The sequence below is a fragment of the Streptomyces odontomachi genome, assembly GCF_024435355.1.
GTDB lineage: Bacteria > Actinomycetota > Actinomycetes > Streptomycetales > Streptomycetaceae > Streptomyces > Streptomyces odontomachi.
In genome coordinates this window covers 767,253-781,808 of the sequence record NZ_JAMJWG010000001.1, presented here as the reverse complement: position 1 = coordinate 781,808, position 14,556 = coordinate 767,253, and the positions used below count along the sequence as shown (strand labels likewise).

Sequence of the window (14,556 nt, the reverse complement as noted above, 5' to 3'; positions counted from 1 at the left end):
GTCTTGAAGAACGTGCCCGCTTCCTCAGCAGTTCCACGCCACGCCCCTGATACGCCCCTGAAGCATCCCCTATGCGTCCCTGAGTGGCTCCCCCACCGCGTGCATGTGTCGCAGCGCCTGCCGGTAGGACTCGAGGAGGTTGGTCTCGGTGTACGGGATGCCGAGGGTATGGCAGTGGGCGCGCACCAGGGGCTGGGCCTTTCGGAGGTGCGGGCGCGGCATGCTGGGAAACAGATGGTGTTCGACCTGGTAGTTGAGGCCTCCGAGGAACCAGTCGGTGAACGGGCCACCACGGATGTTGCGCGAGGTGAGCACCTGGCGGCGCAGATGGCCCCATCCCTCGCCCCCCGGGTCGGGCATCGCCATGCCCTTGTGGTTGGGAGCGAACGCCAGACCCAGGTGCAGACCGAAGAGTGCCTGGTGGAGCGCCAGGAAGAGCAGAGCCCTGCCCGGGGGCATGGCGGTGAAGAGCAGCGTCGTGTAGCCGACGGCGTGGGCGGACAGGAGAAGGGCCTCCACCGCCCGGTCCCGTCGTGGCTGCCGGCGCAGATCCCGGAAGCTGTGGACTTTCAGAGCCAACCCTTCGAGCAGGGTCAGCGGGAAGAACAGCCACGCCTGGTGGCGAGTCAGCCAGCGCCGGAAGCCTCTGCGTGGGACGGCCTGTTCGCTGGTGAACACCAGGACGTCGGCGGCGACGTCGGGGTCCTTGTCGATGTGGTTGGGGTTGGCGTGGTGGCGGTTGTGTTTGCCGTTCCACCACGCGTAGCTCATGCCGAGGAGGAGGTTTCCGTGGACCAGGCCGATCGCTCGGCTCACCGCGGGGTCGGCGGTTATCTGAGCATGCCCCGCGTCATGGCCGATGAAGGCCGTGCGGGCGGACAGGACCGCCAGTACGGGTGCCAGGGCGAGGGCCCACCAGGAGTCCCCCATGCGGACGACACCGAGGACCACGGCGGTGAGCAGCAGGGCGTTGGAGGCTATGCGCGCGGTGTACCAGCGCGGGCGCCGGTCGAGCAGCCCCTGGGCCTTGACGGCGCGCAGCAGCGGTGCGAACTCGCTTCCCTTGGTGGGCGAGCGGGCGTCATCGGGTGGGGCTACCGCGAGGTCCTGAATGGCCTGGGGCATGAGGTCTCCGGTCTCTGATAAAAGGCTGACATCATGAAACGTACGCACAGTGACCGTGGGCGACCATGGCGCCACCACCCCGAAGCGGACGGCGCCGACCCCCGTATCTCCTGGGGGCTGGCTACACTACCGTGCGGGGGTGTACCCCAGGATGCCGATCTGGCGGTGCCAGTCCGCGCCCAGGGGACCCGTCTCGATCCCTGCCGGTCCCGGGGCTGCCGCTGGCACCGGCGACGCCGGCGACCGACCGCCGGAAACGGGCGCGGGGCCGCGGACAAGAGCGTCCGCGGCCCCGCCCCGGTGGCCGGCTGTGCGGTCGGGTGTCAGCCGCGCGCCGCCAGCAGGTGGTCCATCGCCAGCTGGTCGAGGCGCTCGAAGGCCATGCCGCGCTCGGCGGCGACCGCCACGTCGAACTCCTCGAAGGCGCTCCGGTCGGCCAGCAGCCCCGCCAGACCGTCGGCCGCGGTGGGCTGGGCCAGCTGGTCCAGACGCGCGGCACGCAGCGCCTCCTGGACCTCCGGGTCGGCACGGAACGCGGCGGCCCGCTCCTTGAGGATCAGGTAGTTGCGCATGCACCCGGCGGCAGACGCCCACACACCGTCGAAGTTCTCGGTCCGCGGCGGCTTGAAGTCGAAGTGCCGGGGACCCTCGTATCCGGCGCTCTCCAGGAGGTCGACAAGCCAGAACGCGGCACGCAGGTCACCAGCGCCGAACCGCAGGTCCTGGTCGTACTTGATGCCGGACTGGCCGTTGAGGTCGATGTGGAAGAGCTTGCCCGCCCACAGGGCCTGGGCGATGCCGTGCGGGAAGTTCAGGCCCGCCATCTGCTCGTGGCCGACCTCGGGGTTGACGCCGTACAGCTCGGGCCGTTCGAGGCGCTCGATGAAGGCGAGCGCGTGGCCGACGGTGGGCAGCAGGATGTCACCGCGCGGCTCGTTCGGCTTGGGCTCGATGGCGAAGCGGAGGTCGTACCCCTGGGACGTGACGTACTCGCCCAGCAGGTCGAAGGCCTCCTTCATGCGGTCCAGCGCGTCGCGCACGTCCTTCGCCCCACCGGACTCGGCGCCCTCGCGGCCGCCCCAGGCGACATAGGTCTGGGCGCCCAGCTCGACCGCGAGATCGATGTTGCGGATCACCTTGCGCAGGGCGTACCGGCGCACGTCGCGGTCGTTGGCGGTGAAGCCGCCGTCCTTGAAGACGGGGTGGGTGAACAGGTTCGTGGTGGCCATCGGCACCACGATGCCGGTGGCGTCGAGCGCCTGCCTGAAGCGCTTGATGTGCGACTCGCGCTCGGTCTCCGAGGCACCGAACGGGATCAGGTCGTCGTCGTGGAAGGTGACACCCCAGGCACCGAGCTCGGCCAGGCGCTGCACGGACTCGACGGGGTCGAGTGCCGGACGCGTGGCGTCGCCGAACGGGTCACGGCCCTGCCAGCCGACGGTCCACAGACCGAAACTGAACTTGTCCTCGCGGGTGGGCTGGAAACTCATGACACGGCTCCTCGTCGCTCGCGCTATTTCGTCATGGCGCTTTACAAATTAGTATGCACTCGCAGCGCTGGGAAGTCAGGGACCGCAGAATGGGTCGGATCGTCCTCCTGGGGGAGGTCCGGGAGACGGTCTCCCAGGAGGATGATCCGGCGCACCAGACCGGTACGAGCCGCAGGAACGGAGAGCCGGATGTCAGCAGCCGAGGGGCCACTCGTCGTCGGAGTGGACAGCTCCACGCAGTCCACGAAGGCCCTGGTCGTCGACGTCGCCACCGGACGGATCGTGGCGAGCGGGCAGGCCCCGCACACGGTCACGTCGGGAGCGGGGCGGGAGAGCGATCCCGACGAGTGGTGGAGCGCACTGGGCGAGGCCTTGCACCAGTGCGGTGCGGCGGCGCACGAGGCGGCGGCCGTCTCGGTCGGCGGCCAGCAGCACGGGCTCGTCACCCTGGACGCCCAGGGCAGGCCGGTCCGCCCGGCCCTGCTGTGGAACGATGTGCGCTCGGCACCGCAGGCCCAGCGCCTCATCGAGCAGCTGGGCGGTGCCAAGGCATGGGCTGAGCGTGTCGGTAGCGTCCCTGGGCCGTCCTTCACGATCACCAAGTGGGCCTGGCTCACCGAGCACGAACCCGAGGCGGCCCGTGCCACCGCTGCCATCCGCCTGCCGCACGACTACCTGACCGAACGCCTCACGGGCGAGGGCACCACTGATCGCGGTGACGCTTCCGGCACGGGTTGGTGGGCGTCGACCTCCGAGTCGTACGACGAGGAGATCCTGGCCATGGCCGGTGTCGACGGTGCGCTGCTGCCGCGCGTCGTGCGCCCTGGAGAGGTGGCCGGCACGGTCCGGGACGGCAGCGGGCTACCGTTCGCCAAAGGCACGCTGGTCGCGCCCGGCACCGGTGACAACGCGGCCGCCGCGTTGGGGCTGGGGCTGCGCCCCGGGACCCCCGTACTCAGCCTCGGCACGTCCGGCACCGTCTACGCGGTCTCCAGGAACCGTACGACGGACGCAACCGGCACGGTCGCCGGATTCGCCGACGCCCGCGGCGGCTGGCTGCCACTGGCCTGCACGCTGAACTGCACGCTCGCCGTGGACCGGGTCGCCGCCCTGCTCGGTCGGGAACGCGAGGCGGTGGAGCCCGGCGGCGCCGTCACCCTGCTGCCGTACCTCGACGGCGAGCGTACCCCTGCGCTGCCGGGCGCCTCCGGCCTGCTGTACGGGCTGCGGCACGACACGACACCCGGACAGCTGTTGCAGGCCGCCTACGACGGTGCGGTGCACTCGCTGCTGGGCGCCGTCGACCTGGTCCTCGAATCGGACGCCGACCGCGCGGCGCCGCTGCTGCTGATCGGGGGCGGCGCCCGAGGGGCGACCTGGCAGCAGACGGTACGCCGGCTGTCCGGCCGGCCGGTGCAGATCCCTGAGGCCAAGGAACTGGTCGCCCTGGGTGCCGCGGCCCAGGCGGCCGGGGTGCTGACCGGTGAGGATCCCGCTGCCGTCGCCCGGCGTTGGGACACCGCCGCTGGACCGGTGCTGGATGCCGTGGAGCGTGACACCGAGACCCTGGAAAGGATCAGCGGAGTGCTCTCCGACGCCGCCCCGCTGCTCGACAAGGCATGATCGGAGCATCGACCAGACCCGGGGCAGCGCGCCTCCCGCACGGAGGGCCGGCCCTCGCATGACCGCTCCCCTGCACGAGACGCGCGCCGGCACCCCCGACACTCAGCAGGGCATGCGCCGCCGCAATCTGTCCCGGGTCATGCACACGATCGCCGCGGACGGACCGATGTCGCGGGCCGCAGTGGCCTCCCGGATCGGCCTGACCCGGGCCGCGGTCTCCACTCTGGTGGACGAGTTGATCCGCGCCGGTCTCCTCGAAGAGCTCGGTCCCGAGCGGCCGGGGCGGGTCGGCCGGCCCGGCTCGGCGCTGGCCGTCAGCGGCCGCGGTCCCGCCGGGATCGGCGCGGAGGTGGGCGTGGACCATCTCGCGGTCTGTCTGGTCGACCTGCGCGGCGAGGTGCGTGCCCGCGCCGAACGGCACGTCAGCAACCGCGGACGCGCTCCGGATCCGGTGATCGCCGACCTCACGGCACTGGTGGAGCAGGTGGTCGAGCAGGCCGACCGGGAGGGCCTGCGCCCGGCCGGGCTCGCGGTCGCGGTTCCCGGCCTGGTGGCCCGTGACACGCGCACGGTGGTGCGTGCCCCCAACCTGGACTGGCACGACACCGACCTCAGCCCCCTGTTGCCGTCTCTGCACCGGCTGACCGTGGACAACGAGGCCAACCTCGGCGCGCTCGCCGAACTGTGGCTCGGCGAGCAGGTCCCGGGTGACTTCGTCCACGTCTCCGCCGAGATCGGTATCGGTGCGGCAGTGGTCGTCGACGGGCGCCTGCTGCGCGGGACGCGTGGCTTCGCGGGCGAGCTGGGCCATGTGCCGGTGCACCCCGACGGTCCGCCGTGCGCCTGCGGTGGACGTGGCTGCCTGGAGCAGTTCGCGGGTGAGGAGGCAGTGCTGCGCGCCGCCGGCCTCGACCCCGGCGAAGGGCGCGTGGGTCTGCTCGCGGAGCTCGCAGCCACCGGCGATGCGCAGGTGCGCCAGGCTCTGCACGATGCGGGCACGGCCTTGGGCATCGCGCTGACCGGCACGGTCAACCTGCTCGATCCGCAGTGTGTCGTGCTCGGTGGCGCACTGTCACATCTGGCGCCCTGGTTGTTGCCTTCGCTCCGAGGTGAGCTGGAGCGCCGCACCGCGGGCCCGGCATGTCCGATAGCCATCTCCCCGCTCGGTTCCGAGGGACCGTTGCTGGGCGCCGCGCACTCCGTCGTACGGGCGGTACTGGACGATCCGGCCGGAGTGGCGAACGGGTCGGTCAACGGAGCGTGAGGCGACTGCCGGTCGCCGGGTGATCGGGACGTGGTGCCGCGTCCGGCGGCCCTCAATCACCCGTGTGGGGGACGAAGTTATTCACATTCTTGTGGTCGTCCCCAGATTCGTCGTGCACTCTTCCGCGTCAACCTCCCGTGCTCGTACCGTATGTGACGCGCGTAACTCACACGCGTGGACACCGACGAGCGCCGTCCGGCGACCCGGGAGGGGGTGTGCAATGCCGCAGCAGACCCATCAGGCGGACACGGGCCTGCGACGCGGGGCGATCGGCCTCAGCGACGTGCTGTTCCAGAGCGTCACCGCCATGGCACCGGCAGCCGCGGTCGCCGCTTCCATTCCGGCCGGTACCGCTTTCGCGGGGGGAAGCCTGCCCCTGTCAGTGCTGATCGCGCTGGTCGCGTGCCTGTTCACAGCATCATGCGTGGCCGATCTGGCACGGGAGTTGCCCGCGGCCGGATCGGTGGCCACCTACGCGGCGCGTGGGCTGCATCCGGCCGTCGGGTTCCTGGTCGGCTGGGGCTATGTGTGCGTGGAGGCCCTGGTGCCTCCCCTGCTGCTACTCCAGTTGGGCTTCACCACCGCGGGCACCCTGCACGAGGAGTGGTCCTCGTACCCCGGTGACCTGTGGTGGCCGTGGTCGCTGGCCGGCGCACTGATCATCGCCGCGGCGGGATACTTCGGTGTGCGTGCCTCGGCGCGCTTCGGCACGGTGCTCGGCGTGTTCGAAGTGGCGGTGCTGCTGGTCTTCGCCGGCCTCTTGATCGTGAAGGCGGGCGGCGACAACACGCTCTCGGTGTTCGGCTCCGGCCACACTCCGACGGCTCACGAGGGCATCAGCGGCGTCTTCGCCGGCTCGGTGTACACGGTGCTGGCCTTCGCCGGCTTCGAGGCCGCCGCCCCGCTCGCCGAGGAGACCCGTGAGCCACGCCGCACCCTGCACCGCGCAGTGCTCGGCGCGGCACTGGCCATCGGGTTGTTCTACGTGCTGACGACCTACGCGATGGACGTGTACATCGGCCCCGGGAGGTTCGAGGCGTTCGGCGCCTCCGGGGCAGCGTCCTGGGAAGGGGTGGCCCGCGGGTCGTTCGGCTTGTTCTGGGTGCTGGTGTTCCTTGCCGTGGTGAATTCGACCATCGCCAATGCCAACGCCTGCGCGAACGTGTCGACCCGCACCGCCTACGCCCTGGCACGTATCGGGGTGTTCCCGAGTGCGTTCAAGCGTCTCCACCCGGTGCGCCGCGCCCCCGTCGCCGGGGTGGCCGTGCAGTTCGTGGTGGCGGTCGCCGTGATGCTGGGCCTGGGCTTCGGATACGACCCCCAGACGGCGTTTCTGCTGCTGGCAACCATGATCGTCACTGTCGTCATCGGCGTCTACATCATCACCAACGCCTCCTGCGCCGGTTACTTCCTCCGCCATCGACGCGCGGCGCTGCATCCCCTACGCCATGTGGTCTTCCCCGTACTGGGCATCGTCGCCTTCGTGCCGGCACTGTGCACGGCGGCCGGGCTGCCGGTGTTCGACTTCGTGTCGAAGCTCAGCGCGCCCGTGTCCTATGCGGGCCCGGTCGTGGGTGTCTGGCTGCTGGCCGGAGTCGTGGTCCTGGCCATCCTGATACGCCGCCATCCGCAGCGCATAGCCGACACGGCACGTGTCCACCTCGACGAGGACCCCGCCTTCGAGTCCGCGCAGAGGGGAGCCCAGCCGCGATGAGTGATGCCAGGGTCCTGACGGTGCGACCGCGACCGGACGAGTGCGGCTGGGCGTTCGGTGGTGCCCCGCCGAAGGCCCGCATCGGCCCGGGCGCCGTGCTCGATCGGTCCGAGGAGGGCGTGGCCGTGCTCCGCAGGGAGCGGCTGCCGGACCGTCGTGGCCGCCAAGGGTTGCGTGCGCGCCCGCGGCGGACCGCCGCAGCCATGTCTCCCCTCTGATCCGGACCACGCTCGTCCAGCTCCGCACTGCCGCCGCGAGTCTCCATCCGGTACCGCACCGTCTGCACCGCCCGTGCGGCTGCCAGGGCCCGAACCGCCGGGTCCGTGGCCGCTCCTGACCGCACCACCGCACCACCGCTCGGATCCGCCCTGTCAGTACCCCCACCGAAAGGCAGGCCAACCATGGAACGTGCCAGATCCTCCTTCCTCAGCCGGCGCAGACTCCTCCAGGGCGCCGCACTCGCCGCAGTGCCCACCGCGCTGACGGCGACCTCGCCCGCAGAGGCACTGCGCGCGGTCGACTACCCATCAGCCGAGTCGTTCCCGGCCAGCACGTCGAACTACACGGCGTCCAACCGGCCCAGCACGTACCCCATCGACTACGTGGTCATCCACGTCACGCAGGAGTACTGGAGCGACGCCATAAAGATCTTCCAGGACCCGTCGAGGGAGGTGTCGGCGCACTACGTGGTCCGTTCGAACGACGGCCATATCGCGCAGTGCGTCCGCGAGCACGACATCGCCTGGCACGCGGGCAACTGGGACTACAACACACGCAGCATCGGCATCGAGCACGAGGGCTGGGTGGACCAACCGGAGTACTTCACCGACGCGCTCTACACCCAGTCGGCGAAACTCACCGCGACGATCTGCGGCAAGTACGGCATCCCCATCAACCACGAGACCATCATCGGACACGTCGAAGTGCCCGGAGCCACCCACACGGACCCGGGACCGTACTGGGACTGGGCCAGGTACATCAGCCTCGTCAACGCGGCCGCGCTGGGCAGGATCTGACGGCCTGAACGGCTGACGACGGCACCGGCCTGCGCCCGGGCCATCGTCCCCGGCCCGGGCGCGGGACCTCTGCGCCCGGGCCGGCTCCGACTCCGGCACCCGGGCTCAGGGCGGAGGACGACCCCCGGCCCGGGCTGCTCGCGCGGCGCAGGCTCAGGCATGGCAGCGGGGTCAGGGGTCCAGACGGCTCACGATGTCGGCGGTGGCCGCCAGACCGTCCTGGATGGTCGGTGCCATGTGCGTGCTCGCCAGGTAGAAGCCGAGCAGGATGCAGACCACGGCGTGCGACGTCTTGAGTGCGCCGTTACGCATGAAGATCACGGCCAGGATCAGAAGAAGCAGCACCGCCGAGATGGAAATCGCCATCGTCATCCTCCCGCGCCACGTCGACACCATGGCTCTCGGCGGTAAGTGTGGCGCAGCACGGGGCCCGTCCGGCCGACCGGCGTGTCCGCCGAACGGGTGGTGTCCACGGGCGACGTGCGCACGGATCACCGTCCGGCGCCTGCCTGTTCGGTCGACCGGCTCCCGTCCCGCCCCAGGGCCGAGAGTCGAGGGCGGCGTCCACGGGTGCCGAAGGGGTATGTCACGAACCGGGCGGTCCGGTGAGCAGGACGAAGGCGGCGCAGGCCAGGAGGGAGTCAGTGCCCGCCGCGTGCAGTGAGGAACATCTCGAGGCCGGCCAGATCGTCGGTGTTGAGCAGGTCGGTTCCCGCGTCGTAGAGCTCACGCCAGAGGGCTTCGCGGTCCGGGCCCGCTCCGTCCGGGGTGGACCAGAAGCGGACACGCTGCCGGTGCGCATGGGCGGTGGAGACGATCTTCCGCAACTTGGCACGTTCCTCGGCGGGAAAGGGCCCGTTGCCCCGCCAGGTGAAGGCGGCCGTCCAGTCCTCGCTGATCAGCGGGGTGACGGAGGCCGAGCTGCCGAGGTCGGTCAGATGTCCGTCGCAGAAGGCGTGGCGGACCTGCTGCGCCGCGAGGGGCGCACGGGTGCCGCGGGCACCGGAGACGACGGCGGTGACCGGTCCCTGATGCACCTTGCCGTGCCGGTATGCGGTGAGGATCTGCTGGTAGCGCCGGAGGTGACGGTCTAGTTCCAGGTAGGTGGCGGCGCCGTCGGTCTTGATGTCGATGAGCAGTTGCACGGGGGTCGGCCAGCCCTGGTAGACGGACCCCTGGTTGGTCTTGACGAGGGCGTGGAGGGGGTCCAGATAGAGCGATTCGAGGGTGTGGGCGGGATCGAGGTCCGCCGCATCGTGGCCGACCAGCAGCGCACCGTCGACCAGGTGGATGTCCGCTTCGATGCTGCCGAAGCGATGGTCTAGGGCGTCGAAGAGAGGTTGGGGGTGGTCGTAGTCGTTGTGCGCGTGAGCGCGGGGCAGCGGACGACCGCGCGGACCGTCGAGCGCCCACGCGGTCGCGGCGGGGCTCGCGGTACCCCAGGCAAGGGCGGCACCCAGCGTGGCGAGGGCTCTGCGGCGAGTGGGGTCGGCCATGCGCTGCCTCCTGGGACGTACCGGTCGGGACCCCAGAGAGTATGGGGGCCCGGGCGCCGCGGAAGCACACGCCGATGGGGAGTTGACCTGCTCGCCGCCAGCGGTTCACGCCGCGCGCGGTCCACGCGGCGTTCAGACGGCCGAACTTGGCATCGGGTGAGTTTCGTCACCCGCCCCCCAGGCGCGGTCAGCCACCGGACGGGACTTGGATCACTCCCCGCTCCCCTGGGACAGGGGCCGGACGGCGCCCGATCCCGGCTCAAACGGCCCGCCCGCGTCTGGCTCTCGGTCGCGTTCTCGGCCCCAGCGCTACCTCGGGCCCTAGGCGCTACCTCAGGCCCGAGGCGCTACCCCGGGCCCGAAGCCGTCGCGTCACGCTGGGTGCCGAACGCGCCCACGGCGGTGGCCGGCCTAGGTCCTGTCGTCAAACTCCCGTTGTTGCCCGAAGGGCGGCCTGGCGGCGTCAGGTGCGTGCTCTCGGCGCGGCGGGCGCGAGTCCGCGTACTGGATGTACGTGGGCTTGTGCCCGGTGCGGCGAGAGGGCGTGCATGGCGTCGCCGGGCAGACGGGAGTTTGACGACAGGGCCTAGCCTGCGGGCGGTGCCAGATCGACGAGCGAGGCGAGTCGCTGCCGGTGCTGGGCGGCGGTGCCCAGCGCGATCGAGTTCGCCTTGGCCCGCTTCAGGTAGAGGTGGACGGGGTGTTCCCAGGTCATGCCGATGCCGCCGTGCAGTTGCAGGGCTTCCTCGGCGGCGTGGACGGCGGTGTCCGAGGCGCTGGACTGGGCCAGTGCCACGGCGAGCACGGTCTCGGGACTGCCGGTCGCCAGCGCGTCGGCGGCGTTCCGGGCCGCGGCGCGGGTGTGCACGATCCGTAGCCACAGCTGGGCGAGCCGGTGCTTGAGCGCCTGGAACGAGCCGACGGGACGGTTGAACTGGTGCCGGTCGCGGGTGTACCGCACGGTTTCGGTGAGGCACCAGTCGGCGATGCCGAGCTGTTCGGAGGCGAGCAGCCCGGCACCCACGTCCAGGGCCCTGGGCAGAACCCGCTGCGGGTGCGCGGTGAGGATCCGCCCCCGGGCTGCGGTGAGGGCCACATCGGCGAGCGGCCGGGTGCCGTCGAGCGAGGTCCTGGCCGTCACGACCACCCCGTCCTGCCGGACGTCCACCGCGTACAGCCCGGTGTCGGCAGAGACGAGCAGCACGTCCGCCGTTGCCGCGTCGGCAACGCCGGTGATCTGGCCGTGCAGGGCGCCGCCTTCATGGCGAACGCGAGGACAGCCGGCGCCCACCGCTGCCTCCCCGCCGGCAAAGGCCCCGGCGCCCATGGCCAAGGGCAGCGCGAGGACGGCGACGGTGCGCCCGGTGGCCAGCTCCGCCAGCAGCTCCGCGGCCGGCGCGCCGGCGCCGCGCTCGTCCGACCCGCCGCCGCCGGCGCTCGTGGCCGAGCCGGCGTCCTCGGTGCCGGCACCGGCGTCCCCAGGCGCCAGGGCGTCTCCCAGTCCCACGCCGGCGTGGTCAGCCACGCAGCCCAGCAGCGCATCGGTCGCGACGACGGCGCTGGTCAGGAAGGGAACGGGGGCCAGGGAGCGGCCCAGTTCCTCCAGGACGACGGCTACCTCACGGTGGGTGGCGCCCTGGCCACCGAAGTACTCGGGCACCAGCAGTCCCGCGAGCCCCATGTCCTCGGCGAGGAGCTTCCACAGCGCGCGGTCGTGCGGCGTGCCGGACTCGGTACGGGCAAGGACCTCGGCGGGGATGCAGTGATCATCCAGCAGTCGGCGCACCGCCGCGCGCAGATCCTCCTCGTCCTCGGAGTAGAGCAGGTCGGGCGATGCCGAGGAGTCGGATGCGGCGCCGGAGCCAGGATCCGAAGAAGAGCCGGTGGAGGAGCCGGCAGCGGAAGAACCGGAAGCGGAAGCGGGCCCCGCCGACCAGGAGAGCGATCCGCTCGACGCACCGCGCGGGGCGGGCATGCCGGCCCGCGGGGCGGACATGCCGGCCCGCGGGGCGGACATGCCGGCCCGCGGGGCGGACGCGGGTACGGACGCAGATGCGGATCCGCCCGCAGCGGACTCGGGCGCCGCACCGGGCCCGGACTCCGCAGCAGACCCCGGCCTCGCGGCAGACGCCGCCTCCGCGACGGACTCGGGCGCCGCACCGGGCCCGGACTCCGCAGCAGACCCCGGCCTCGCGGCAGACGCCGCCTCCACGATGGACTCGGGCGCCGCACCGGGCCCGGACTCCGCAGCAGACCCCGGCCTCGCAGCAGACGCCGCCTCCGCGACGGACTCGGGCGCCGCACCGGGCCCCGACTCCGCAGCAGACCCCGGCCTCGCAGCAGACGCCGGCTCCGCGGCGGATCCAGGTGCCGGTGAGGTGGCGTCCGTCCCTCCCGCCGGCGATGCGGCACCGGCCCCTGCTGCCGCCGGTACGGAGCCTGGCTCGTCGCCCGGGCGGGCGGATCCGGGCTCCTCGGTACGCGGCAGCGGCTCGCCGGTGGTCCTGCGGGGGGTGCTCATCGGGTGAGGTCCTTCCAGGCGACGTCCTTGTCGGTACGGGGCTCGGGCGGCAGGCCCAGGACGCGCTCGGCGACGATGTTCAGCAGGATCTCGCTGGTCCCGCCCTCGATGCTGTTGCCCTTGGCGCGCAGATAGCGGTAGCCGGCGTCCCGGCCCGTGAAGTCCACGAGGTCGGGGCGCCGCATGGTCCAGTCCTCGTAGCCGAGCCCGTCAGCGCCGAGGAGTTCCACTTCCAGCGAGCTGATCTCCTGGTTGAGCCGGGCGAAGGCCAGCTTCATGGCCGAGCCCTCGGGGCCCGGATGGCCGGCGGCGAGCTGCTGGCGCAGCCGCTCCCCGGCCAGCCGGGCCACCTCCGCCTCGGCCCACAGGGTCAGCAGCCGCTGGTGCAGCGCATGGCTGCGCAGCTCGGGACGCTCGCGCCAGGTGCGGGCGAGCGGACCGATCATGCCGCCTTCGCGGGGCATCCGGCTGCCGCCGATGGACACCCGCTCGTTCATCAGAGTGGTCTGCGCCACCTTCCAGCCCGCCCCGACTGGGCCGATCCGGTGGGCGTCGGGGATCCGGACATCGGTCAGGAAGACCTCGTTGAACTCGGCCTCGCCGGTGATCTGGCGCAACGGCCGCACCTCGACACCCGGGGCCGTCATGTCGCAGATGAAGTAGGTGATGCCGCGGTGCTTGGGCACTTCGGGATCGGTACGGGCGATGAGGATCGCCCAGCGGGCGAGATGGGCGCTGGACGTCCACACCTTCTGGCCATTCACGATCCAGTCCCCGCCGGCTCCGTCCGCTCCGTCCGCCCCGTCCCCGCCGTCCTCCGCCGCCCTGACCGCGCTCCCGTTTCTGGCGCTCCCGTCTCCGGCGCTCCCGTTTCCGGCGGTCGCGGCCCCGTGGGCCCCGGCGCGTACGGCCCGCGTGCCGAGCGCGGCCAGGTCGGATCCGGCACCCGGCTCGCTGAACAGCTGGCACCACACCTCCTCGCCGATCCACAGCGGGCGCAGGAAGCGGCGCTTCTGGGCATCGGTGCCGAAGCCGAGGATCGTCGGCGCGGCCATGCCGAGGCCGATGCCGATACGACGCGGGTCGTTGTCGGGGGCGCCGGCGGCCGCCAGCTCCTCGTCGACCACGGCTTGCAAGGAGCGCGGCGCGCCGAGACCGCCCAGCCCCTCGGGGTAGTGCACCCAGGCGAGTCCGGCGTCGAAGCGGGCCTTGAGGAAACGGTCGGGTTCCGTCGTCGCCGGCGGGTGGGCGGTGAGCAGCTCGCGGGTGCGACGGCGCAGGTCGGCAGCGTCGATCATGCCTGCGCTCCGCTCTGCCCGGCGCTGTCCGGGGCGTCCGGGAGCACGACGATGCGTCCGGTGGTGGCACCGTCGGCCACCTGCTGGACCGCCTGAGCCGCGTCGGCCAGCGGGACACGCTCGCTGACCAGCGGCTGGATCGCCCCCTTGGCGGCCAGCGCGGTCAGCTGACCGTGGCAGTCCAGGACGGCCTGCGGGTCCCGCGCGGCGTACAGGCCCCAGTGCAGCCCCAGGATCGCGTAGTTCTTCAGCAGCACATGGTTGAGGCCGGGGTTCGGGATGGTGCCACTGGCGAAGCCGACCACGACGATGCGTCCCTCGAAGGCGACGCACTTGGCCGACTGGGTGTAGGCGTGGCCACCGACGGGGTCGTAGACCACGTCGGCTCCCCGACCCTCCGTGGCCTCCTTGACCAGGCCGATCACGTCCTCGGTGTGCCGGTCGATCACGAGGTCGCAGCCGATGGTCCGGGCCACATGGGCCTTGGTGCTGCCGCCGACGACACCGATGACACGGGCCCCGGCCGCCTTGCCCAGCTGGACGGCAGCGCTGCCGACACCGCCGGCCGCGGCATGCACCAGCAGCGTTTCGCCGGACCGGAGCTGCGCCCTGCGGTGCAGGCCGAACCACCCGGTCTGGTAGGCGATGAGCAGCGCGGCGGCCTCCGCGTCGTCCAGCGCCTCGGGGGCGGGCAGCAGGTTCGCGGCGTCCGCGAGGGCGTACTCGGCGAAGCCGCCGTGCGGCAGGGCCGCGTTGGTGATGACGCGCCGGCCGTCCTCGGTCTCGCCGCAGATCTCCACGCCGGGCGTGAACGGCAGCGGGGGACGCACCTGGTAGCGGCCGCGGCAGAGCAGCGCGTCGGGGAAGTTGATGCTCGCTGCGCGCACTTTGAGCAGGACCTGGCCCTCGCCGGGCTCCGGCCGGGCGGTCTCCTCCAGCCGCATCACCTCGCTCGGCTCGCCGGTCTCGTGCACGTGCCATGCCTGCATCGAAGGCTCAGGGGGCATAG

At 71.9% G+C, this 14,556-nt stretch carries 13 protein-coding genes; 6 read left to right on the top strand and 7 right to left on the bottom strand.

Translation table 11 applies throughout. The features are described 5' to 3' along the window. Positions 1-69: 69 nt before the first annotated feature. Entirely contained in the window at positions 70-1,125 is a 1,056-nt protein-coding gene (locus NQO67_RS03245) for a fatty acid desaturase family protein (protein WP_255946088.1), read from the bottom strand. Positions 1,126-1,448: 323 nt separating this feature from the next. Further along, on the bottom strand, positions 1,449-2,615 hold the full coding sequence (gene xylA, locus NQO67_RS03240) for a xylose isomerase (protein WP_255946086.1): 1,167 nt from the start codon (positions 2,613-2,615) through the stop codon (positions 1,449-1,451). Positions 2,616-2,804: 189 nt separating this feature from the next. On the opposite strand from xylA, the gene xylB reads away from it, so the two are divergent. The 5 genes from xylB (at position 2,805) to NQO67_RS03215 (ending at position 8,232) form a co-directional block, all read left to right on the top strand. Continuing rightward, positions 2,805-4,238: a xylulokinase gene (gene xylB, locus NQO67_RS03235; protein WP_255946084.1), complete on the top strand. Its 1,434-nt coding sequence runs from the start codon at positions 2,805-2,807 to the stop codon at positions 4,236-4,238. Between the two features lie 58 nt (positions 4,239-4,296). Further along, on the top strand, positions 4,297-5,502 hold the full coding sequence (locus NQO67_RS03230; RefSeq protein ID WP_255946082.1) for an ROK family transcriptional regulator: 1,206 nt from the start codon (positions 4,297-4,299) through the stop codon (positions 5,500-5,502). A 220-nt stretch (positions 5,503-5,722) separates the two neighbouring features. Beyond that, positions 5,723-7,216, top strand: a complete 1,494-nt coding sequence (locus NQO67_RS03225; protein ID WP_255946080.1) for an APC family permease — start codon at positions 5,723-5,725, stop codon at positions 7,214-7,216. Further along, positions 7,213-7,434 (top strand): hypothetical protein, encoded by a 222-nt coding sequence (locus NQO67_RS44150; protein ID WP_308295611.1) that lies wholly within the window; start codon positions 7,213-7,215, stop codon positions 7,432-7,434. Before NQO67_RS03225 ends, NQO67_RS44150 begins: the two co-directional genes overlap by 4 nt. A gap of 183 nt (positions 7,435-7,617) precedes the next feature. Further along, positions 7,618-8,232: an N-acetylmuramoyl-L-alanine amidase gene (locus tag NQO67_RS03215; RefSeq protein WP_255946078.1), complete on the top strand. Its 615-nt coding sequence runs from the start codon at positions 7,618-7,620 to the stop codon at positions 8,230-8,232. A 171-nt stretch (positions 8,233-8,403) separates the two neighbouring features. Here NQO67_RS03215 and NQO67_RS03210 read toward each other — a convergent pair whose 3' ends face one another. The 3 genes from NQO67_RS03210 to NQO67_RS03200 all read right to left on the bottom strand — a co-directional run bounded on the left by NQO67_RS03210 (position 8,404) and on the right by NQO67_RS03200 (position 11,553). Continuing rightward, a complete protein-coding gene (locus NQO67_RS03210; protein ID WP_255946076.1) occupies positions 8,404-8,598 on the bottom strand; it encodes a hypothetical protein in 195 nt (64 codons plus the stop codon). Positions 8,599-8,873: 275 nt separating this feature from the next. Further along, complete coding sequence (locus NQO67_RS03205; RefSeq protein WP_255946074.1) at positions 8,874-9,728, bottom strand: phosphatidylinositol-specific phospholipase C/glycerophosphodiester phosphodiesterase family protein; 855 nt, start codon at positions 9,726-9,728, stop codon at positions 8,874-8,876. 586 nt (positions 9,729-10,314) lie between these two features. Continuing rightward, positions 10,315-11,553, bottom strand: coding sequence for an acyl-CoA dehydrogenase family protein (locus NQO67_RS03200; protein WP_255946756.1), 1,239 nt, complete (start codon positions 11,551-11,553; stop codon positions 10,315-10,317). A gap of 58 nt (positions 11,554-11,611) precedes the next feature. On the opposite strand from NQO67_RS03200, the gene NQO67_RS03195 reads away from it, so the two are divergent. Then, on the top strand, positions 11,612-12,256 hold the full coding sequence (locus NQO67_RS03195) for a hypothetical protein (protein WP_255946789.1): 645 nt from the start codon (positions 11,612-11,614) through the stop codon (positions 12,254-12,256). On the opposite strand, the gene NQO67_RS03190 is transcribed toward NQO67_RS03195, so the two are convergent. Continuing rightward, positions 12,246-13,547, bottom strand: coding sequence for an acyl-CoA dehydrogenase family protein (locus NQO67_RS03190; RefSeq protein WP_255946072.1), 1,302 nt, complete (start codon positions 13,545-13,547; stop codon positions 12,246-12,248). The two genes, NQO67_RS03195 and NQO67_RS03190, sit on opposite strands and share 11 nt — an antisense overlap. After that, positions 13,544-14,536 carry an NADPH:quinone oxidoreductase family protein gene (locus NQO67_RS03185; RefSeq protein ID WP_255946753.1) on the bottom strand — a complete coding sequence of 331 codons (993 nt, stop codon included), beginning with the start codon at positions 14,534-14,536 and terminating at the stop codon, positions 13,544-13,546. Before NQO67_RS03185 ends, NQO67_RS03190 begins: the two co-directional genes overlap by 4 nt. Positions 14,537-14,556 lie beyond the last annotated feature (20 nt).